The following is a 19668-nucleotide window of genomic DNA, read 5'->3' as shown; positions in this document are numbered from 1 at the left end:
GCCATCAAGGCCAGAGCTCAGTTGACCAGTTTGGGGGCGATGACTTCCATGTAGCGGGCCTCGCACTCCTTGACGATCTTGACGGCTTCAGCGCAGTCGAAGAAACCGTTGACGCGGCAGGTGCCGGGCTTCTTGAGGTCCTTGTAGTGCTCCCAGTAGTACTGGGTTTCCTTCAGCCAGTGCTCACCCAGTTGGGTGTAGCTGGTGATGTGGTCCATGCGCTTGTCATCGGCCAGCACGGCAATGACCTTGTCGTCGACTTCGCCGCCGTCGTCGAATTTCATGATGCCGATGATCCGGGCTTCCACCAGGGAGCCAGGCACCAGGGGCTCGGTTACGCCCACGATCTCGATGTCGAGGGGATCGCCATCCTCATCCCAGGTGCGGGGGATGGTGCCGTAGGCGAAGGGGTAGGCGAGGGAGGAATAGCCCACGCGATCGAGTTTGAGGTGACCGGTTTCGGTGATCAGCTCGTACTTATTGATCGTGTTGCTGTTGAGCTCAACGATGGTGTTCAGCCGCAGCTCCGCTTCATCGGCAAAGGCCGGCAGCACATGCAGCAGGTTGAGCATCGTGCGGCTTGGGGCGTGGTCGATGTTCGCCATCAGGGCAGCGGGCCTAAAGATGGGCGGCATCCTACGGAGTTCCCGGAACAGCCTTGATGGCCGGGCTGATTAGGCCGCCAGAGCTTCAGAGTCCTGGTCAAGCTCTGCCTGGTCTTGATCCCGCTTGGCTTCAAAGGCCTGAATCCAGGACCAGGCCTCTTCCGCTGAATCGGTGAATTGGAAGAGCTCCAGGTGCTCTTCGCGGATCAGGCCACAGTCCGCTAGGTAGTCGAAATCAATCAGCCTTTGCCAGAAGGCTTTGCCAAAGAGGATCACCGGCATTTGACGCTTGATCGCCGTCTGACGCAGCGTGAGCACCTCAAAGAGTTCATCGAGGGTGCCGAAGCCACCGGGGAAGAGGACGGCAGCGCTGGAGCGTTTGACGAAGTGGAATTTGCGCAGGGCGAAGTAATTGAACTGGAAGCAGAGCTCGGGGCTGATGTATGGGTTGGGTTCAGGTTCTCCGGGGAGCTTGATGCTCAGACCGATTGAGCGTCCCCCTGCATCAAAGGCGCCGCGGTTCGCGGCTTCCATGATTCCGGGCCCCCCTCCCGTGACGATGACGTGGTTGTGGTGCCCAGCCTGCTGATCCGCTGAGACCAGCCGAGTGAACTCTCTGGCCTCGTCGTAGTAGCGCGAAAACTCGAGTTGGGTTTGGCTGCGTTTGCGTTGTCGCTGCAGTGCAGGGCTATCGGGGTCGCGGGCGAGCTCAGCTTCTGCGGCGGCGAGCCGCTGCTCGGCAGCGCTGCGCTCAATGATGTTCACACCACCGAAAATGATGATGGTGGAATCAATGCCTTCGGCGTCGAGGATTTGCTGCGGCTTGCTGATTTCAAGGAGCATCCGTACACCGCGCATCTCGGCGCTGCACAGGAGGTCTTCATCGGAATGGGCCAGCTGATAGCTGGAGGACTGCAAGATCTGATTGAGGTTTTCACTAACCAGGCGCTCGTCTTCACTGCGCCTGGTGTGGGGAGCTGCTGAAGAGTTCAGCACTGGGCTATTGACGCTGCGTGCCCGATCCCTGGTCGTCAGATCGAAACTCGCCTTGCGGGGGAATTGATTGGCCACTTCTTTCTTCTCGCGCAGGCACATCACAGCGCGATGATCAGCGTTTGCACACCTTTGTGCCGTTTCTTCACGGAGCGGCTAGTCCGCGCCCAGTCGCTCGAGCTTCCCTTGCAGGTAGCGGATGAAGGGGTGATGGCCCAGGGGTCTGCCGGTGATCTGCTCCACCAGTTCCATGGCGTTCACGCTGCGTCCCAGTGGATAGATCTGCTGTTGAAGCCACTGGCCCAGGGCGGCGTCCTCGCCTGACTCCAGTAGTGCTTCGATTGGACCGAGTTGCGCTTCGATTGTCTCGCTGATTTGAGCGCTGATGAGGTGGCCAAGGGCATAGGAGGGGAAGTAGCCAAAGAGCCCCTCGCTCCAGTGCACGTCTTGCAGGCAGCCCTCTCGATCCGTGTTGGGTTCGATGCCGAGGAGTTCTTTCATGCCTGTGTTCCAAGCACTGGGGAGCTCCTCGACGGGCATGCCTCCCTCCAGTAGCGCTAGCTCCAGCTCGTAGCGCAGCAGCACATGTAGGCCGTAGCTCACCTCATCGGCTTCAACGCGGGTCAATCCCGGTGCGATGGGGTTGAGGTCGCGCCAGAAGGCCTTCGGGCTTCCCCAGACATCGTTGCCAAGGGCTGCCGCGAAGCGTGGATGCCAGCGGTTGGCTAGGGCTTGGCTGCGGGCCAGCCGGTTTTCGTAGAAGAGGCTCTGGCTTTCGTGAACGCCCATGGAGGTGGCTTCACCCAAGGGCCAGGGGAACCAGTGATCCCCCGTTCGAGGGAGCCCCTGTTCGTAGAGGCTGTGACCCCATTCATGGGCGGTGGCGAGGAAGGCAGAAAAGGGCTGGCCGCCCACCACGCGGGTGGTGATCCTGAAATCGTCTGGCCCAAGGGTGCTGGAGAACGGGTGTGGCGATCGAGCGCGGTGGCAACGCTCAGCGCTGTAACCCCAGTCCTTTAGCAGTTGGTCGCAGAGCGTCTCCTGGGATGGGTCACTGAGATCCCACTGTTCAGAACATCCTTGGGGAATCGATAGGGCTTGTTCGAGCAGAGGGGGAATGTCCTGCCGCAGTGGCAGCAGCCAGCGGGAGAGCTGCTCTTTGCTGATGTCGGGTTCAAACGGTTGGGCCAGGATTTCCCATGGGCTGCGCCCTTGCCCTGATGCATCCCGTTCCACCGGGGCCAGTTGGCGGGCCTGCTCCAGCCGCAGCGCAATCAGGGTTTTGAGGGCTGGGGCGAAGCTCGAGAAGTCGTTATCCCGCTTGGCCTGCTGCCAGAGGGCGTAGCCCTGGGCTTGGGCTTGGGCCAGTTGCCCCACCAGGGCGGGGTCGAGGCGGGACTGGCGCTCCCATTGGCGGCGCAGAAGATGCAGGTTGCGCTGTTGCTCTGTGCTGGCCTGTCCAGCGCTTTCAGCCTCCGCCTGGCCCAGCAGTTCGGTGTACTCCGAGGCGGTCTGCCGTTCATGCAGCTGCAGCGCCAGCAGGGCTAACTGCTCACCGCGCCAGCTCGCCGATGCCGGCGGCATGGCGGTGTTCTGATCGAAGTAGAGCGTGCTCTGAATCCCCCCCAGCAGTTGGGTGTGGTGCAGGTGATCGCGAAGCTTCGCGTAGGCCTGTCCTGCGCTCAAGGTGATGGAGAGTTGGGTGGCGCGACCCTAAGTGCTGCAATTAGCTCCAGTGAAGCTGCATCGGCACAGCACCCTCCAGGCTGAGTTTCACCGGGCAGTTCTCTGCAGCTTTTTGCAGGATCTTCCGCGCCTTGGCATCGAGGTGGGCCGGTAGTTCAATCCAGACCTCGAGCTTGGCGATCTTGCGCGGGGCTTCGCTGGTCATGACCTTCTCCACCCGGGTCGTGCATCCCTTGAGATTCCAGTCGTGGCGCTCGGCGACGATCCCCATGATCGTGAGCATGCAGGTCGTGAGCGCCGTAGCCACAAGGTCGGTGGGCGAGAAGCGCTCTCCCTTGCCTTGGTTGTCGGTCGGGGCATCGGTTTCCAGGGCCGAGCCCGATGGCGCGTGGACCGATGCACAGCGCAGTTGCCCGCTGTAGCTGCTGTTGATCTGGGTCACGGAACGGCGAGCCTTTGCTGCCAGGTTGGCAGTTCTGGATTGCTTCGCTTAGGTGGAACGGTCGACGCTGCTGACGATGGATCCCGGAGCTGGTTCACCGATGCTCAGCTTGGCCAGGGCGATTCAGCTCTCGGTGGCACCGGTGTTTCTGCTGACGGCCATTGCCGGTCTGTTGGGTGTGATCAGCAACCGTCTGGCCAGGGTGCTCGACCGGGCCCAGCGGCTGCAGAGCGTCAAGGACGAAGCCATGGATCTGGCCTTGCTCAAACGCCGGATGACCTTGCTGACTCGAGCGAGTGAGGCGGTTACGACCACCGGTGTGCTGGTGGCTGCCGTGGTCGCGGTCACCTTCATCAGCGCGATTGCGGTGATCGATCTGACGGCGATCGTCGTGCCGCTGTTTGTGGTGGCGATGGTCTCTTTGATGGTGGGGTTATTAACCCTGCTCCTGGATGCCCGCGTCTCAGCGCGGCTGATCCGCCGTCGCTTCTAGGCGGCAGTTGCAGAGTTGATCGAGGTCGGGCCGACCGGTCAGGGCAAGGCGCCAGTGGGCCCAGAGGCCATAGGCCCAGTCCGCTAAAGGTCCGATGACGGGCCAGGCCGTCGGGGCGTACAACCAGCCCAGTCCAATCAGTCGATAGGCCTCGCGGAAGACCGCGACATCCTTCAGGACGGTTCCATTCCCCTGAATGGCGTGGATGCGGCCCATGGCCTCCCGGTAGCTGATCCCTTGGTGTTGCTCAGGCCTGTAGTGGTCGTCGTTGATGTCGACAAAAGCGATCCGAGTTGAGCTGGGGTGAAGCCGTTCGTCCCGCTGGCGCAGGAAGTTCACTTCCCGCAGACAGAGCGGACAGCCGCCGTCGTAGAGGAGCGTGAGGGACGCCGTCGTGGCCATGGAGCGGGACTTTGCTTAAGAGAATCCTGGCAAGGTCGTCCCCTCCGGTGGCTGGGTCACGCGGTGGTGAAGACCGCCGCCGCACTTGAGCATGTCCTTCAACCGTTGGCTTGGAGCACTGGTTGGGGCCATGGGCCGCTGATCACTTTGACTGCGCTGAGCACCAACGGGACCGTTGATGGGCTTGCAGCAGGCTCTTGAGCAATTCGACCTCCAGACGCGCGGCAAGGGGTTCTTGCGCATCGACCCTGAGCTGAACCGCTGGATTCGCTCAACGGGTGTCCGCCAGGGCGTCCTCCATCTGAGTGCTCTCCACACCAGCTGCAGCCTGACCATCAATGAGAACGCCGATCCAAGGGTTCTCGACGATCTCGCGGCCTGGATGGAGGCGGTGGTTCCCCAGGTTGCTCATGGTGCCTTGGATGGCTCCGATTCCTTGCGCCGTTACCTGCATGACGACGAGGGGCCCGACGACATGCCCGCCCATATCCGCTCGGCGTTGACCAGCCAAACACTGTCCCTGAGCGTTGTGGACGGCAAGTTGCTGCTTGGCATTTGGCAGGCGGTCTACCTCTGGGAGCACCGCGTCAGATCCCAGCGCAGGCGGGTCGCGGCCCATCTGATCGGGGAGTAGCTCATGACGCTTTCGCTCGAGGAACTGACCTTGGCGCTCACGCGCCTGCAAGAGCGGGTGGAGACGCTGGAGGCGGAACTGGCATCACTGCGGGGCCGAGACCTGTCGCCTTCAACCCAGTTGGCGCGGCGCAATGCCGAACGGCTGGCGGAGGAGGTCCGTCGCCGCCGGGAGAGCACGCCGGAGCCGGAGGACGACACCGACATTGATCTGTTGATCGATCGCCTGCATGACTTGGCCCTCGAGAATGGGCCTTAGTTCCAGGTTTTTGGGATGGCCACACCGATCAACGTCGTCCATGGGCCTGATCCCGCTCAATTGGAGCAATTGGGCGTCGCCCAGTGGCCGATCTGGAGCTGCGAGATCAGCTCCTTTCCTTGGACCTATGACGAGCAGGAAACCTGCCTGCTGCTGGAGGGGGATGTCACGGTGACGCCCGAGGGCGGTGAACCCGTCCGCTTTGGCGCCGGTGATCTGGTCACGTTTGCCGCTGGGCTCTCCTGCCACTGGGATGTGCATCAGCCTGTGCGCAAGCACTACCGCTTCGGTTGAGCCGCGCCAGGCTGAGGGCCGTTGGATTGGTTGGTGATGGCTGCTGTTCCGCTCACCCCGGCTGAAATCGATCAGCTCGAGCAGCAGTTGCCCGGCTGGAGCTTGGTGGACGGCAAGCTTCACCGGGAGCTGGTCTTTGCGGATTTCAATGAGGCTTTTGGCTTCATGACCCGGGTGGCCCTGATCGCCGAAGCGATGGGCCATCACCCGGAATGGCGCAACGTCTGGAACCGGGTGGTGATCGATCTGACAACCCACGACACCGGTGGTCTCTCCAACCTCGATCAGCAATTGGCGCAGCGGATCAACGCCTTCGTTTGACCGTAGATTCAACGCACTGAGGGGCGCCTCGCATGTGCGGACTGGCAGGCGAACTCACGAGTGGGTCCGCTGAGACCATGCCCCGCGCCCAGGCCGCGCGCATTGCTGAACTCCTGTTGCACCGCGGCCCCGATGACTCGGGCATTTGGCAGAGCCGGACCTGCACCCTGATTCATCGCCGTCTCTCGATTCAGGACCTGTCTCCGGCGGGCCATCAGCCGATGCAGTCATCCTGCGGGCGCTACCGGCTGGTCTTTAACGGCGAGATCTACAACTACAAAGAGCTCCGCAACCACTTGGAGTCCCTCGGCGAGCGATTTGTCTCCACGGGCGATACCGAAGTTCTCCTGCGGCTGTTGATCCGCGAGGGTGCAGCGGCGCTTCCCCAGTTGCGCGGCATGTTCGCCTTCTGTCTATTTGATCAGCTCAGTCAGAGCGCCTTGCTGGGGCGGGATCCCTTCGGTATCAAGCCTCTCTATCTCTACCGATCGAGAGAAAGGCGGTTGCTGTTCTCATCGGAGGTGAGAGCTCTGCTTCGCAGTGGTGCGGTCCCCCGCGAACTCAATGGGGAGGCTCTTCAGCACTACCTGATGTTCGGCTGTGTGCCCCAGCTGGGGACCCTGGTGCAGGGTCTCAATGCCCTGCCCCCAGGGCATCTCGCCCGCTGGCAGAACGGCGAGCTGGCGATTGAGCGCTATTGGCATCCCCGCTTTGGAGCAGAAGGGGGTGGCTCATACGACGAGCTGGTGGAGCGGACGCGATCGGCGGTGAGCGAGAGCGTCAAAGCGCACATGGTCTCGGATGTGCCAGTGGGCCTGTTCCTCTCGGGGGGCATGGATTCATCGGCAATCCTCGCGGCCTCTGACCAGCGGCTGACGACCCTCTCGATTGGTTTTGAAGAGGAGGCCTTCGATGAAAGTGCCCTCGCTGAGCAGGTTGCTCGTCGCTTTGGCTCAGACCATCGCCGCTTGCTGCTGCGCCGGGATCAGGCCTGGTCGCGCTTGCCCGCCTTTTTTGATGCCCTTGATCAACCCAGTACGGATGGCTTCAACACCTACTGCGTTTCGGCTGAGGCCGCGGATGCGGGCCTCAAGGTCGTGATGAGTGGGTTGGGTGGCGATGAACTCTTTGGCGGCTACCCCCTGTTTCAAACCGTGCCGAAGCTGCTGGCGCTGCGCCAGCGTCTTGGACCGGCGGCCTGGGCTGCCTCGCAGCTGATCAGGCCGATAAAGCGAGCCAAGCTCCAGCGTTTTGCGGACTATCTCGCCAGCCCGGCTGGGGTGGTGGCGGCCCATCGCTGCATGCGCACAATTTTTTCAGCGCGGGAAGCCTCACGGCTGATCAAGCTCTGGAATCTCACGGCGCCAGCCACGCCACCTCTGGCGGAGCTGCCTGAGGGGATGGCTGAGGCCAGCGTCGCCGATCAGCTCGCGTGGCTTGAAACCTCGAGCTACATGGGAGGGATGCTGTTGCGCGATAGCGACGCCCTATCGATGGCCAGCTCCTTAGAGCTTCGGGTCCCGCTGGTCGACGTGGGTTTGTTCGAGGCCCTGTCTCCCGTGGCCGCATCAGAGCGTTTGGCTCCAGGCAAACAGCTGCTGCGGGATGCCTTCCCCGAGGTGACGGCGCTGCTGAAGGATGCCCCCAAGCGTGGTTTTGTCATTCCCTTTGACCAGTGGCTACGCACGTCATCCGAGGGGGCTGACATCGGCGGTCTGCCTCAGCTGGATCTCAGGGCGGCTTCCCGAGCAGTGGACCTCAGGCCCTGGGCACGGCAATGGGGACTCTTTGTTCTCGCTGATTGGTTGGAGCGCAACATGGGGATTGCACTCCAACCCGGCTGACCAGGGGACTTAGACCAGCAGCGGCAGCTTGCTGGGGTCCATTTGCTGGAAGCGCAGCTTTTCGCCTTCCACGTCGACCGCCACATCGTGCCCGGCGCTGAACTGGCCGGCGAGGATCCCCTTGGCGATTGGGGTTTCCAGTTCTCGCTGGATCGCGCGCTTGAGCGGGCGGGCTCCGTAGACGGGGTCATAACCAACCCCGGCGAGCCAATCGAGGGCATCGGCATTGACCTGGAGGCCCAGCTTCTTGTCCTCCAGTCGGTTGGCGAGACGTTTGACCTGCAACTCGACGATCTGCCGCAGCTCATCTTGTTTGAGGCTGTGGAAGATGATCGACTCATCCAGGCGGTTGAGGAATTCCGGGCGGAAGTGGCCGCGGAGGGCTTCATTCACCCGTGCTTCCATCTCGCTGTGGCGCCCAGGGTCGCCCGCGAGATCGAGGATGGACTGGCTGCCGATGTTGCTGGTGAGGATGAGCACCGTGTTGGTGAAATCCACCGTGCGGCCTTGTCCATCGGTGACGCGACCGTCATCGAGGATTTGCAGCATCACGTTGAAGACATCGGGGTGCGCCTTCTCCACCTCATCGAACAGGATCACGGCATAGGGCCGGCGCCGGACGGCTTCGGTGAGCTGTCCGCCTTCCTCGTAGCCGACATAGCCCGGAGGCGCACCGATCAAGCGGCTGACGGTGTGCTTCTCCATGTACTCGGACATGTCGATGCGCACCATGGCCTCCTCGCTGTCAAACAGTTGTGAGGCCAGAGCTTTGGAGAGCTCTGTCTTGCCGACCCCTGTTGGGCCGAGGAACAGGAAGCTGGCGATCGGCCGGTTGGGATCGCTCAGTCCAGCGCGAGAGCGTTGGATGGCATCGGCAACGGCGGTCACCGCTTGCTCCTGGCCAATCACCCGGGTGTGCAGTTCATCTTCGAGTTGCAGCAGTTTCTGCATCTCGCTCTGCACCAACTTGGCGACAGGGATCCCCGTCCATTTGGCGATCACCTCGGCAATGTCGTCTTCGGTGACCTCTTCGCGCAGCAGTGACTTGTCACCGCCGCCGGCGCTCAGCTCCGCTTCTTTGGCGGCCAGCTTTTTGTGGAGCCCCGTGAGGGTCCCGTACTCCAGCTCCGCGGCCTTGTTGAGGTCGTAGCTGCGTTTGGCCTGATCAATCTGCAGTTGAACCTGCTCGATCTCTTCCTTGATTGCGCTCAGCTCATCGATGGAGCCTTTCTCCTGCTGCCATTGGGCATTGAGGGCGCTCTGTTGCTCGCTGAGATCAGCGAGTTCCTTCTCGAGCCGCTCCAAGCGGTCTTTGCTGGCGGCGTCCGATTCGCGGCCCAGGGAGAGCTTCTCCATCTCCAATTGCAGGATCCGCCGATCGAGTTCGTCGATCTGCTCGGGTTTGGAGGTGATCTCCATCTTCAGCCGGGCGGCGGATTCGTCCATCAGGTCGATGGCTTTATCCGGTAAAAAACGATCGGCGATGTAGCGACTGCTGAGTACGGCGGCAGCGACCAAGGCGTTGTCGGCGATACGCACGCCGTGGTGCACTTCGTAGCGCTCCTTCAAGCCGCGCAGGATCGAGATGGTGTCTTCGACCGTGGGCTGATCGACAAACACCTGCTGGAACCGCCGCTCGAGGGCCGGATCTTTTTCGATGTGTTGGCGATGTTCATCCAGGGTCGTGGCGCCGATGCAGCGCAGTTCCCCACGGGCCAGCATCGGTTTGAGCAGGTTGCTGGCATCCATCGCTCCGCCGCTGGCACCAGCACCCACCACGGTGTGGATCTCGTCAATGAACAGCACGATCTGACCTTCGGAGGCCGTGACCTCCTTCAGCACAGCCTTGAGCCGCTCCTCGAATTCCCCGCGGTACTTGGCCCCGGCGATGAGGGCCCCCATGTCGAGGGCGATGAGCTGACGGTTCTGCAGTGCCTGCGGGACGTCTCCATTGACGATCCGCTGAGCCAACCCTTCAACGATGGCGGTCTTGCCAACCCCAGGTTCGCCAATCAGGACGGGGTTGTTTTTGGTGCGACGGCTAAGAATTTGGATCGTGCGGCGGATCTCTTCATCCCTGCCGATCACAGGATCGAGCTTGCCGTCTCGGGCCGCCAGGGTGAGATCACGGCCGTACTTCTCGAGGGACTCGTAGGTGCCTTCGGGGTTTTGGTCGGTCACTTTCTGGGATCCACGGATCGCCTGGACGGCGTCTTTGAGCTTGGTGGCATCACTGCCTGCTTGAGAGAGCAGTTGTTTGCCGCAACGATCATCCTTCGCCAGGGCGAGCAACAGATGTTCGATGGCGATGTAGCTGTCGCCGTAGGAGTCTTTGAGGGTGTTGGCTTGCTCGAGAACGTTGTTCAGCCCTTTGCCGAGATAGACGTTCTCGGGAGGAGAGCTCAACGATGGCTGGCCCTCGATGTACGCATCGAGTTTCTGACTGAGGGTGCCCACATCCACCCCAGCTTTCTCCAGCACTCGACCAGCCAACCCCTGTTGGCTGAGGAGTGCCGCAAAGAGATGTTCGCTTTCCATCTGCTGCTGCCGGCGCTGCTGCGCCAACTGCTGCGCGGCGACAATTGCGGCCCAGGCTTGTTCAGTGAAGAGTTCAGCAGTGGGATGCATGGTGGTCTTCCCTCAACTGGGTGGTGACCAAACCGTATGGCGGTTGTTGGGCTGTGGAGGAGCGGAGAACCGAAATGCTGCTTTCGGTCCTCTACCCAATGGGCGTGCTGACCGTCCGAGCCGGACGGTTTTCCCCTCAGCGGGGAGAGCCGTTGTAGATCACTTTGGTCACTTGGCGGCCATCCGCGGAGACCTCGAGCTCCGTTTCGGTTGTGGGCGTTTTGCCCAACTCAACCCAGCCTGGGCCTCCTCCGAGGAACTTAAAGCGAAAGCCGCTGTTGTCCTTCTTGATGAGGCATGAACCCCCACCATCTCCTGTGTTGAACATGCAGGCAGCTGGCCTGTAGACCGAAAGCCCGCCGTTGTTGTTGACGGCCCAATTCCTTGCAACGTTGAGGGCTCGCACATTGGCTGCACTGACTTGCGCGAGGGCAGGAAGGCTGCTCACTATCGCTGTCGTTGCAATCAGCGCAGAGCTCCTCACCAGCGACTTGAACATGACCGTGATGGTGGTGTGAAGGGTGTCGTTTTCAGTGTGGCCACGGTTATCTCATCGGGCAGCTCTCCCTGATGGAAGGGGCACAACACCACTGGTTTTGCTGCAAAGACGCGCTGGGCAACCATCGGTGCCATAGATCGCATCAGCGGGGGAGAGGCAGCCCATGCGGTTCTTTGCAGCTACATCCTTCGGAGCGATCCGTAGGGGTTGGAGTGCTGGTAGCTGCGGGCTCACCACCAGAGGGCATGGTTGTGCACGGATCACTTGCAGTGCATTGGGGCCGATTGCTGCCGGCGTTCCGCCGCCTTTTATCAGGTCTAGGGGCGCCATGTCACCGCTGGACTGGGCTTGGGCAGCAGTGCCAGCTAGCGAGAGGCTGAGCAACAGCAGCGACCACGCTCTCAGACTGGCCATCATGGTCAGATCCATGGCCCCAGTCTGCTCAAGACCATCCGAGATGACCGTCAATTCAGCTGCTCACGAATCCTCAAGGCCTGAATTGGTGCAACGGCTGGCCCAGGAGTCCTTCGCTTTTGACGGCACCGCCCGCGATCCAGAGCGGAATTGCTGGCTTGTGGTGCATCGCCATCAGCACGGTTGTCTACCGAGTGAGTACGACATCCGGGAGGTGGATGAGGAGCTGTATCTCGAAGTGCTCGAGGCCAGGCGTTCTGTGATTACCTCTGAGTGAAGCCCGCCCGGGCTTTTGGACTAATGCCCTCCTGACTCCTCCGGTGCTGCTTTCGATTCCCTGGCCTCTGAGCTGTTGAGGGGAGGGATTGCTGAGAGCTTGGAGCGTTTAAGGAAGTCGGCGACGGATCGAGCTTGATCGTTTTGGCTCTTGTTGCGGACAGGCCGGTCAACCATGCGTTTGCTGCTGCGGTTCGATCACCATCGCGCCTTCGCCAGGCTGCTGCAACGGAAGAAAAGAGGCACAAAAAAACCGCCCCCGAAGGGGCGGTCGCTGGAGTCAATTGAAGTGGGACCGAATCAAGCCCAGCCGTTCTGGCTCATGGTCTCGACATAGGCAGCCACATCAGCGATGTCACCGTCGCTCAGCTTGCCGCCGAAGGCAGGCATGGCGTTCTTGCCGTTGGTGACTTGGTACTGGATGGCCTCTTCATGGCCAGCGCTGTAGTTGGCCAGGTAGGACTCGAGGGCTTCTTTCTTGAGGGTGCGCTCGGCGTTCACCACGTTGCCGCCGCCCATGTGGCAAGCAGCGCAGTTCGCGGAGAAGATCTGAGCGCCATGGTCGGCGTCAGCGGCGAAGCTGGGGGAAGCACCCAGCACCAGCGCCAGGCAAAGGGCAATCAGGGAGAGGAGACGGCGCATCTGAGCTTGTGCAACCCGGCCAAATTAAGAGCTCGAGGTGGCACTCGTCGTGTTTGCTGCAGAGGTTCGCAACATTTGAAACCTCCTGTTGTGATTACCCCCGGTGTTTCAGTCCCGCGTCCGCAAAGACCGCCTCCAGGGTTGGTGCATGGCTCACCAATCCAAAGCGCTCAGGCGGGCTGACCGGTTCGTGGACGAAGTGGCGCTGGCGGATCGAAAAACGATCCCAGGCATTCACTTCGATCCGCAGCAGCTTGATCAGGCCTTCGATCAGCCAGCCCTGAAGATCCAGGCCAACCGGGGGATACCAGCCTCGGCGCCAGCGGCAGAGCCGCTTCACGGTCTCATTGACGGTGACGAACGGCTGACCCAGCACCAGTCGCCTCACTGGGCCCTGACCGGCTTCGGGGTTGGGTTGATGGGGGTTTGTGGCGAGATGCACGCAGACCCGGGCGATGTCGGCGGCATGGATGAAGTGGAAGCTTGCATCGGCTCGCAGCCACTTCGCTAGCCAGAGCCAACGGGCCCCTTCCTTCAGTCCTGCCGTGAGGTAGCTGGTGGGGAAGACCCCAGTGCCATCGACGCGACCTCCGAAGACCAGCGTGGGGAAGACCGCCACAATGCGCTGAGCAAGCGCATGCTGTTCGAGCTGCTCCAGGCACTGCGCCTTGGTCTGGATGTATTCAGTGCCGTAGGGCATCGCCTCCGGCAACAGCTTGAGATCGCTATTAAGAATGCTGGCGGTGGAGAAGTACACCACCTGCTCCAAAACCTCAGGATTGGTGGCCGCCAGCATCTGCTTCACAGCCACCACGTTCACCTGCCGGGCCCGTTCAGGGTCCCCCCAGGCCGTGGCGGTGTGGATGATGCGCGTGGCCGTGGCAATCAGTGCGCGGTGGGGTTCCACATCACGAAGGTCCCCCACCAACAGCGTGATCCGCGGATCAGTGGCGGGAACGGCCGTCAGTTTGCTGGGATCTCTCAGCCAGAGGAGCAACTCGGCGTTGGTCTCTCGGTAGAGAAGATCAGCAATGTGCTGGCCAACGCAGCCGCTGGCCCCAGTGATCAGGATCCTTGCGGGCGCCGAACTCAAACTGCAGCTCCCAGGCGGTCCATCACGGACTTGCCGGCCTCGAAGAAGAACTGACCATTCTCTTCAGGGGTGCCGGGCAGGATGCCGTGACCAAGGTTCAGGATGTGCTTGCGGCCGCGGGCCTTGCGAACGCAGTCATCGATGCGGTCGCGGATGGCGTCTTGGCTCCCGAACAGCAGGCCGGGGTCCACGTTGCCTTGAACACCGACATGCTCGGGAAGGCGGGCCAGGCCTTCTGCCATGTCCACTGTCCAGTCCAGGGACACGATGTCCACGCCGGTGCGAGCCATCCGCTCGATGACCCCAGCGCTGCCGGAGATGTAGAGGATGAACGGTGTGTCGGGATGGGTCTGCTTGACCAGGTCCACCACCTTCTTCTGATAAGGGGCGGCGAATGTGTCGTAGTCCGCGGGGCTCAGCTGACCGGCCCAGGAGTCGAACATCTGCACGACCTGGGCGCCGGAGTCGATCTGGTAACGCAGGTAGTTAGCGATGGATTCGGCGAAATGGTCCAGCAGTTTGTGCAGGATTTTGGGCTCGCGGAAGGCCATGGCCTTGATCACCGCGTAATTTTTGCTGCTCTTGCCTTCAACGACATAGGCAGCCAGTGTCCACGGTGCGCCGACGAAGCCGAGGACAGCGGCCTCGTTGCCCACGCTCTGGCGCAGTCTACCCAGCACCTCGCCAACGAAGGGCATGGTCTCGGCCGGGTTCAATGGTGTCAGGGCTTCTACCTGCGCCATTGAGCGGATGGGGTCCTGGATTTGAGGGCCCTTGCTCTCGATGATGTCGAAGTCGATGCCCATGCCCGGCAGGGGCGTGAGGATGTCAGAGAACAGGATCACGCCGTCGGGCTTGAAGGCGTTGAACGGCTGCATCGAGATCTCATAGGAGAGATCAGGGTTCTCAGAGCGTTCGCGGAAGCTGGGGTATTTGTCGCGCAGGTCGCGGTAGATCTTCATGTATCGGCCGGCCTGGCGCATCATCCAGACCGGAGGACGCTCCACCTGCTCACCACGGGCAGCGCGCAGCAGCAGGGGGGCGTTAGAAGACATGAGGGCTTGCGAATGGGCCTTGGAACCTACCCGAGCCAACCCCCCGTTGAGGCCTTCTAGACCCTGGGTTCCGCCGCTTCGTCACGAACTTCAGTCTCCGCAGCGCCTAGGCCTTCCTGGCTGCGCTTCTCATCTCGCTTAAAGACCAGCACTGAGAGGGGAGGAAGACAGAGATCCAGGGAGTTTTCGTAGCTGTGGATGCCCCATTCGTCGGTGAATTTCCCGCCAAGGTTCCCGAGGTTGCTGCCGCCGTAGCGAGCGGCATCGGTGTTGAGGACCTCGGTGTAGAAGCCGCTTAGGGGAACGCCGACCCGGTAATGGGAATGGCTCTGGGGGGTGAAGTTTGCCACGACCACCAACCACTGGCCGGTGGTGCTCTCCCGGCGCATGAAGCTGATCACCGAGTGACGGTTGTCATTGCAGTCGATCCATTGGAAGCCGTACTCCTCAAAGTCGTCGCGCCAGAGGGCCGGTTGTGACTTGTAGAAGATGTTCAGGTCATCCACCAGTCGCTGCAGTCCTTGATGGGGCTCGTACTGGAGCAGATCCCACTGCAGATCACCCCAGACATTCCATTCCGACCGCTGGCCGAATTCCATGCCCATAAAGATGGTCTTCTTGCCGGGATGGGTCCACATGTAGGCAAGGAGTGCCCGGGTGTTGGCGAACTTCTGCCAATCGTCGCCAGGCATCTTGTGGAGCAGGTTGCTCTTTCCGTGCACGACTTCGTCGTGGCTCAGCGCGAGCATGAAGTTCTCGGTGTAGGCGTACCAGATCGAGAAGGTGACGTTGTTCTGGTGGAACTGGCGGAACCAGGGATCGAGCTCGAAGTAATCGAGCATGTCGTGCATCCAGCCCATGTTCCACTTGAGGTTGAACCCCAAACCGCCCATGTCGGTGGGCTTGGTCACCATCGGCCAGGTGGTCGATTCCTCAGCGATCGACAGGGCCCCAGGGAAGTGCTGGAACAGCACGTGGTTGGCCTGCTGCAGAAATTGAACGGCCTCGGTGTTTTCCCGCCCGCCGTGTTCGTTGGCGATCCATTCACCATCGGGACGCAGATAGTCCCGGTAGAGCATGGAGGCCACTGCATCCACACGGATGCCATCGATGTGGAATTGCTCGAACCAATAGACCAGGTTCGCGACAAGGAAGTTCCTGACTTCGTTGCGGCTGTAGTTGAAGATCAGCGTCCCCCATTCCTTGTGCTCGCCGATCCGGGGATCCGCATGCTCATAGAGGTGGGCGCCATCAAAGAAGGCCAGGCCGTGGGCGTCCTTGGGGAAATGTCCGGGGACCCAGTCGAGGATCACGCCAATCCCTTCGGCGTGGCAGCGATCGACAAAGGCGCGGAATTCGTCGGGCTGGCCGAAGCGGCTTGTCGGGGCGTACCAGCCCGTGACCTGATAGCCCCAGGATCCATCAAAGGGATGCTCCGAGATGGGCATCAATTCGATGTGGGTGAAGCCCCGTGCTTTCACGTAGGGGATCACTCGATCGGCAAGCTCGGAGTAGGTCAGTAGGCGAGCCCCGGGTTTGAGGTCGGCGGCGGGTACCGGCTCGCGCACGGTCCCATCGGTTTCGACGAAGGGCTGGTCGGCACTGGCGTGCATCCAGCTTCCGAGGTGCATCTCGTAGACCGAGATCGGCTGGTCAAGAGGGTTGCGACTGTCCCGCTCCTGCATCCAGGCGCCATCCCCCCAGCTGTAACCCTCCAGGGCTTCCACAACCGAGCCGTTGTCCGGTCTGACCTCGTGGCGGAAGCCGTAGGGATCTGCCTTTTGGTAGCAGTGCCCCTGCTGGCTACGGATTTCGTACTTGTAGATCTCGCCCGGTTTGAGGCCAGGGATGAACAGTTCCCAGCAGCCGCCCAAGCGCGACTGCATGGGGTGATGGCGTCCGTCCCAGCTGTTGAAATTGCCCAGCACGGAGACGCTGCGGGCGTTGGGTGCCCACAGGCAGAACATGACGCCTGCGACGCCATCGCGGGTCACCACATGGGCACCCATTCGCTGCCAGATGTGGTTGTGATTGCCTTCGGCGAAGAGATGGCGATCCAACTCACCCATCCACTCCTCGCGGAAGGCCCAGGGGTCGTGGGCGACGTGTTCAATGCCGCCGCGCTGCACGCGGATCTGATAGCCGCTGCCGGGGTTGCTGGGGAGCTCGGTTTCGAAGACCCAGGGGTGATGGGGGGTCTCCATCGCCTGGGGCAGACCGGCGCCAATCAGTTCAACCCGATCAGCTTCAGGCATCCACACCCGGACGACCCATTTGCCGTTGTCGAGCGGGTGGGGACCCAGGACAGCCTGGGGATGGTCATGGCGGCATTCCGCGAGGCGCTGACCGTCTTCAACCATCCACTCGAGCTGAGCCAGCACAGGACCTCAAGGCAAAGCGTGGCTCGGAGCTTAAGCGGGTTTTTGCTTAAGAAGCTGCAGCCGGTGCAGCGGGTTCCTCGGGGAAGTCGACGCCGGTGATTTGGTTCTCGTTATTGAGAATCACGTAGAGGTTGTCACTCAGCCGGTTGAAGTGCACATTGACCAGCACAAGGCGCGTGTCCGGGGTGGATTCCGCTTCGACAACGCGGTTGATGTTGACGAAATTGCCGGTGATCCGCTGCAGCCCCAGCCACTTGCGTTGGAGGGCATCAGGGGTGATCTCCTCTTGGAAGTCAGGGCTCAGGAAGCTTTGGGCGGTGATGAAGTTGCCCGTGCTCACGGCTTCGATGAAGCCCTTGGCAACCAAGCTGCTGGCATCGTCGGCGCGATCGACGTAGTAGCGCGAGAGTTTGCCGTCGCCATTGAGGACCATGAAGACCACGCGCTTCCCGGCGCTGGTGTTCAGCTCGGCTTCCACGGTGCTCTTGCCCATGCCGCTGCGAACACTCAGCAAGGTGTAGCTCAGGACCTTCGGCTGGGTCCGCATGGTGGCCGCGATCATCGAAGGGCTGGTGATCGCCTGCCGTTCAGCTGAGAACTGGGCGTAGCGGGCATTTGCGTCCCCGTCTTTGACCGCCTTGAGGATTCGAACGGCAGCGGCCCGGGCCTGGTCCACGCTCAGGGCACTGCCCTGGGCGATTGGACTGAGACGTTGCTGGGGAAACGCCTCCGCAGGAGCAGGGCTCGCCAACAGGCCAGACGTCGCCATGGCCAGGGTGAAGGACCCAAGACCGGCGGAGAGCAGGCGCAGTTGGCGCGGCATTGCAGAGGCACAGAGTGGGCCTCAGTTTGCCCCAACCATCGGAAGAATGCTGAGGGCCGCGTTGGGCAGCTTCAGGGACACAGTGATGACGCGATGGCTGGGACTCACACCTGATCGGGGCTGAGATCCATCGCCCGGGTTAACGGCGATCTGCGGCCAGGCCGCCAGGGCGATTGAGAGTCTCAGGGCACACCCGGCCTCAACGTTGATCAGCAGCGGTTGGAGTGCCACGGAGCGCCGCTGGCAGCGTTGGGCTGATGGCCCCAGGAAGCGGGCAACCCCTGTCGAGAGTTGCTCAACGCGGCCATCCATGTGGCAGAGCGAGAGGGCCAGGCAAAGATCAAATCCGGGCTGATCGGCTTCGGCCTCAATCTCCAGCTGGGGTTGACCAAAGACTTCGGTGGCTTGATCGAAGCGGGCAGTGGTGAAACAGGCCACATCCGTGCGGGCATCGAGATCGCTGCGATCGACCGGTCCTGCATCCAGCCCAAGGTGCCCTCCGCGGCCGCCCATGGCTCGCCAAGGGTCATGCACGATCACGACGTCCGAGCTGCTGGTGGCCCGCTCGAGCAGTTGCCCATCACTCAGACACAAAGCGGCTCGTCCGCCGCTGGCTAATCGCCAGCGTTGGCCAGAGCACTCCCGTGGTGATCGCACCTGCCATTGCCCGGATCCTGACTCCATGAGCTGCGTTCCAGCCAAGGGGGTGGCGGGTTCATGGCCGCAGAGATGGTGATGGAAGAAGTCCAGCTGCAGCTGATCGACTCCCCCCTTCCAGTTCAGGTGGCTCCAGGCGCCGATCCGAAGCAGCGTGCCACCTCCAGCGGATGAAGAGCGGTTCCAAAGGTCCAGCACGCCCATCAGGTGTGGGTCATGCCAGCCGCCAATGAGCAGCATGGGCCGCTGCCAGAGCTCTTGGGGAGTGTGATGCTGCACCCAGTCGTCCGGTTGCCTGGGGTCTGTCTTCAGCCAACGCAGCCCCATCCCTGTGGGGTCAAAGCGCTCTAGCAAGGCCATGCCATCGCGCACGAAAGCGCCGTCCTCGAGGCTGCGCCGAATCTCCTCCCAGCCCTGGTGGTCGCCTTCGCGCTGGCAATGTTGAGCCGCCAGTTGCAGAGCCCAGCCCAACCCCAAGGCCCACCAGTGACATCCGCCCTCGCTGGCCCAATGCAAACGCTCATCGAGCCCGCACATCGCCGGGGCTAGGGCATCAGGTAGGTGTTCAGTACTGGAATAGAGCAGCTGGCTAAGGCCCTGGTACGAAAAGCCGTAGGTCCCCACCTTGCCGTTGCACCAGGGTTGCTGGCGCATCCAGCGCAGGGTCTCACTGGTGTCGCTGGCCTCCTGCTGAAATCCGAGAAACGCTCCTTCGGAGTCGCCACGTCCGCGCACGTCCTGCACGAGGACTGCAAACCCCCCTTGGGCGTACCAACTCGGATGGGCGTAGGTGACCGTCGAGGCAATGGCGCGCCCGTAAGGCTGACGCATCAGCAGGCAGGGCCAAGGACCTTCGCCCCCAGGCGTCCATAGGGTTGATTTCAGGACAGTGCCGTCAGCGCAGCGCAGCTGCTCCTGAGTCACCGGACTGTCGGGCAATACAGGCCCACCACATAGGTGGAGAGAATTTCAGCGTCGGTTGTGTTCAGCCCTTGCTGTTGGGCAATTTGGGCCGTGGCTTCGGGGGAGTTGTAGGAAATCCCACGGGCATTCAGACCCTGCAGCTCGGCGCAGAGGGCCTTGGCTTTCTGGGGGTTCTGCTTCACCGATTCCAACAGAGCTGAGTCCGCCAGAGCCGGGGAGGCAAAGATCAGGCTGAGGGCAGTGGCGGCCAGGGACAGGCCGCAGAGGCGGGGGCGTGTCACTGAAGGAGCTCTGACTATTTACA

The 19668-nt window shown here is 61.8% G+C and carries 22 protein-coding genes; 7 read left to right on the top strand and 15 right to left on the bottom strand.

Features of this window, described 5'->3' with window-relative positions:
* Nucleotides 1-17: 17 nt before the first annotated feature.
* The 4 genes from ACLM42_RS06045 to ACLM42_RS06030 all read right to left on the bottom strand — a co-directional run bounded on the left by ACLM42_RS06045 (nt 18) and on the right by ACLM42_RS06030 (nt 3726).
* Entirely contained in the window at nt 18-605 is a 588-nt protein-coding gene (locus ACLM42_RS06045) for an inorganic diphosphatase (RefSeq protein WP_415400061.1), read from the bottom strand.
* Nucleotides 606-674: 69 nt separating this feature from the next.
* On the bottom strand, nt 675-1700 hold the full coding sequence (locus ACLM42_RS06040; protein WP_415400060.1) for an LOG family protein: 1026 nt from the start codon (nt 1698-1700) through the stop codon (nt 675-677).
* Nucleotides 1701-1754: 54 nt separating this feature from the next.
* The gene (locus ACLM42_RS06035) at nt 1755-3284 is read right to left on the bottom strand and encodes a carboxypeptidase M32 (protein ID WP_415400059.1); all 1530 of its coding nucleotides are present in this window, start codon (nt 3282-3284) and stop codon (nt 1755-1757) included.
* A 40-nt stretch (nt 3285-3324) separates the two neighbouring features.
* Nucleotides 3325-3726 (bottom strand): OsmC family protein, encoded by a 402-nt coding sequence (locus ACLM42_RS06030; protein ID WP_415400058.1) that lies wholly within the window; start codon nt 3724-3726, stop codon nt 3325-3327.
* Nucleotides 3727-3778: 52 nt separating this feature from the next.
* Between ACLM42_RS06030 and ACLM42_RS06025 the strand changes: the two genes are divergently transcribed.
* Nucleotides 3779-4219, top strand: coding sequence for a DUF2721 domain-containing protein (locus ACLM42_RS06025; RefSeq protein WP_415400057.1), 441 nt, complete (start codon nt 3779-3781; stop codon nt 4217-4219).
* Here ACLM42_RS06025 and ACLM42_RS06020 read toward each other — a convergent pair.
* Nucleotides 4190-4621 carry a thiol-disulfide oxidoreductase DCC family protein gene (locus ACLM42_RS06020; RefSeq protein ID WP_415400056.1) on the bottom strand — a complete coding sequence of 144 codons (432 nt, stop codon included), beginning with the start codon at nt 4619-4621 and terminating at the stop codon, nt 4190-4192. The genes ACLM42_RS06025 and ACLM42_RS06020 overlap by 30 nt on opposite strands.
* 178 nt (nt 4622-4799) lie before the next feature.
* Between ACLM42_RS06020 and ACLM42_RS06015 the strand changes: the two genes are divergently transcribed.
* Genes ACLM42_RS06015 through asnB form a run of 5 tightly spaced genes read left to right on the top strand, consistent with a single transcriptional unit; the run spans nt 4800 to nt 7972 of the window.
* On the top strand, nt 4800-5255 hold the full coding sequence (locus ACLM42_RS06015) for a secondary thiamine-phosphate synthase enzyme YjbQ (RefSeq protein ID WP_415400055.1): 456 nt from the start codon (nt 4800-4802) through the stop codon (nt 5253-5255).
* Between the two features lie 3 nt (nt 5256-5258).
* Nucleotides 5259-5513, top strand: a complete 255-nt coding sequence (locus ACLM42_RS06010; RefSeq protein ID WP_371820632.1) for a hypothetical protein — start codon at nt 5259-5261, stop codon at nt 5511-5513.
* A gap of 15 nt (nt 5514-5528) precedes the next feature.
* Nucleotides 5529-5807 carry a cupin domain-containing protein gene (locus ACLM42_RS06005; protein ID WP_415400054.1) on the top strand — a complete coding sequence of 93 codons (279 nt, stop codon included), beginning with the start codon at nt 5529-5531 and terminating at the stop codon, nt 5805-5807.
* A gap of 36 nt (nt 5808-5843) precedes the next feature.
* Complete coding sequence (locus ACLM42_RS06000) at nt 5844-6128, top strand: 4a-hydroxytetrahydrobiopterin dehydratase (RefSeq protein WP_415400053.1); 285 nt, start codon at nt 5844-5846, stop codon at nt 6126-6128.
* 32 nt (nt 6129-6160) lie between these two features.
* Nucleotides 6161-7972, top strand: coding sequence for an asparagine synthase (glutamine-hydrolyzing) (asnB, locus tag ACLM42_RS05995; protein ID WP_415400052.1), 1812 nt, complete (start codon nt 6161-6163; stop codon nt 7970-7972).
* Nucleotides 7973-7981: 9 nt separating this feature from the next.
* Here asnB and clpB read toward each other — a convergent pair whose 3' ends face one another.
* From clpB to ACLM42_RS05980, 3 genes are all read right to left on the bottom strand, one after another.
* Nucleotides 7982-10600, bottom strand: a complete 2619-nt coding sequence (clpB, locus tag ACLM42_RS05990) for an ATP-dependent chaperone ClpB (protein WP_415400051.1) — start codon at nt 10598-10600, stop codon at nt 7982-7984.
* Between the two features lie 136 nt (nt 10601-10736).
* On the bottom strand, nt 10737-11048 hold the full coding sequence (locus ACLM42_RS05985) for a hypothetical protein (RefSeq protein ID WP_415400050.1): 312 nt from the start codon (nt 11046-11048) through the stop codon (nt 10737-10739).
* Nucleotides 11049-11150: 102 nt separating this feature from the next.
* The gene (locus ACLM42_RS05980) at nt 11151-11513 is read right to left on the bottom strand and encodes a hypothetical protein (RefSeq protein ID WP_415400049.1); all 363 of its coding nucleotides are present in this window, start codon (nt 11511-11513) and stop codon (nt 11151-11153) included.
* A 43-nt stretch (nt 11514-11556) separates the two neighbouring features.
* Here ACLM42_RS05980 and ACLM42_RS05975 point away from each other — a divergent pair, with 43 nt between their 5' ends.
* A complete protein-coding gene (locus ACLM42_RS05975; RefSeq protein ID WP_415400048.1) occupies nt 11557-11790 on the top strand; it encodes a hypothetical protein in 234 nt (77 codons plus the stop codon).
* A gap of 299 nt (nt 11791-12089) precedes the next feature.
* Here the strand turns inward: ACLM42_RS05975 and ACLM42_RS05970 are convergent, their stop codons facing one another.
* From ACLM42_RS05970 to ACLM42_RS05940, 7 genes are all read right to left on the bottom strand, one after another.
* Complete coding sequence (locus tag ACLM42_RS05970; protein ID WP_247910825.1) at nt 12090-12431, bottom strand: c-type cytochrome; 342 nt, start codon at nt 12429-12431, stop codon at nt 12090-12092.
* 94 nt (nt 12432-12525) lie between these two features.
* On the bottom strand, nt 12526-13524 hold the full coding sequence (locus ACLM42_RS05965) for an NAD-dependent epimerase/dehydratase family protein (protein WP_415400047.1): 999 nt from the start codon (nt 13522-13524) through the stop codon (nt 12526-12528).
* Complete coding sequence (gene hemE / locus ACLM42_RS05960; RefSeq protein ID WP_247910827.1) at nt 13521-14579, bottom strand: uroporphyrinogen decarboxylase; 1059 nt, start codon at nt 14577-14579, stop codon at nt 13521-13523. The genes ACLM42_RS05965 and hemE overlap by 4 nt, the downstream gene beginning before the upstream one ends.
* Nucleotides 14580-14635: 56 nt before the next feature.
* Entirely contained in the window at nt 14636-16939 is a 2304-nt protein-coding gene (gene glgB / locus ACLM42_RS05955; RefSeq protein ID WP_415400140.1) for a 1,4-alpha-glucan branching protein GlgB, read from the bottom strand.
* Nucleotides 16940-17006: 67 nt separating this feature from the next.
* The gene (locus tag ACLM42_RS05950; RefSeq protein WP_415400046.1) at nt 17007-17783 is read right to left on the bottom strand and encodes a DUF3887 domain-containing protein; all 777 of its coding nucleotides are present in this window, start codon (nt 17781-17783) and stop codon (nt 17007-17009) included.
* A gap of 21 nt (nt 17784-17804) precedes the next feature.
* Nucleotides 17805-19364 (bottom strand): CocE/NonD family hydrolase, encoded by a 1560-nt coding sequence (locus ACLM42_RS05945; RefSeq protein WP_415400139.1) that lies wholly within the window; start codon nt 19362-19364, stop codon nt 17805-17807.
* Nucleotides 19361-19645, bottom strand: coding sequence for a hypothetical protein (locus tag ACLM42_RS05940; protein WP_415400045.1), 285 nt, complete (start codon nt 19643-19645; stop codon nt 19361-19363). Before ACLM42_RS05940 ends, ACLM42_RS05945 begins: the two co-directional genes overlap by 4 nt.
* Nucleotides 19646-19668 lie beyond the last annotated feature (23 nt).

This window comes from Synechococcus sp. W4D4 (assembly GCF_047716805.1).
Taxonomy (GTDB): Bacteria; Cyanobacteriota; Cyanobacteriia; order PCC-6307; family Cyanobiaceae; genus Vulcanococcus.
Note: the sequence above shows the minus strand (reverse complement) of the source record. Positions and strands in the feature narration are given on the sequence as shown.

Bases quoted from the DNA above. Each gene is read 5' to 3' on its own strand.
- ACLM42_RS06000 (WP_415400053.1), top strand. From the start codon at position 5,844: ATGGCTGCTGTTCCGCTCACCCCGGCTGAAATCGATCAGCTCGAGCAG.
- ACLM42_RS06040 (WP_415400060.1), bottom strand. From the start codon at position 1,700: ATGTGCCTGCGCGAGAAGAAAGAAGTGGCCAATCAATTCCCCCGCAAG.
- ACLM42_RS06010 (WP_371820632.1), top strand. From the start codon at position 5,259: ATGACGCTTTCGCTCGAGGAACTGACCTTGGCGCTCACGCGCCTGCAA.
- ACLM42_RS05975 (WP_415400048.1), top strand. From the start codon at position 11,557: ATGACCGTCAATTCAGCTGCTCACGAATCCTCAAGGCCTGAATTGGTG.
- ACLM42_RS06045 (WP_415400061.1), bottom strand. From the start codon at position 605: ATGGCGAACATCGACCACGCCCCAAGCCGCACGATGCTCAACCTGCTG.
- ACLM42_RS06020 (WP_415400056.1), bottom strand. From the start codon at position 4,621: ATGGCCACGACGGCGTCCCTCACGCTCCTCTACGACGGCGGCTGTCCG.
- ACLM42_RS05970 (WP_247910825.1), bottom strand. From the start codon at position 12,431: ATGCGCCGTCTCCTCTCCCTGATTGCCCTTTGCCTGGCGCTGGTGCTG.
- glgB (WP_415400140.1), bottom strand. From the start codon at position 16,939: ATGGTTGAAGACGGTCAGCGCCTCGCGGAATGCCGCCATGACCATCCC.
- ACLM42_RS05950 (WP_415400046.1), bottom strand. From the start codon at position 17,783: ATGCCGCGCCAACTGCGCCTGCTCTCCGCCGGTCTTGGGTCCTTCACC.
- ACLM42_RS06015 (WP_415400055.1), top strand. From the start codon at position 4,800: ATGGGCTTGCAGCAGGCTCTTGAGCAATTCGACCTCCAGACGCGCGGC.
- ACLM42_RS05980 (WP_415400049.1), bottom strand. From the start codon at position 11,513: ATGGCCAGTCTGAGAGCGTGGTCGCTGCTGTTGCTCAGCCTCTCGCTA.
- ACLM42_RS06005 (WP_415400054.1), top strand. From the start codon at position 5,529: ATGGCCACACCGATCAACGTCGTCCATGGGCCTGATCCCGCTCAATTG.
- asnB (WP_415400052.1), top strand. From the start codon at position 6,161: ATGTGCGGACTGGCAGGCGAACTCACGAGTGGGTCCGCTGAGACCATG.
- hemE (WP_247910827.1), bottom strand. From the start codon at position 14,579: ATGTCTTCTAACGCCCCCCTGCTGCTGCGCGCTGCCCGTGGTGAGCAG.
- clpB (WP_415400051.1), bottom strand. From the start codon at position 10,600: ATGCATCCCACTGCTGAACTCTTCACTGAACAAGCCTGGGCCGCAATT.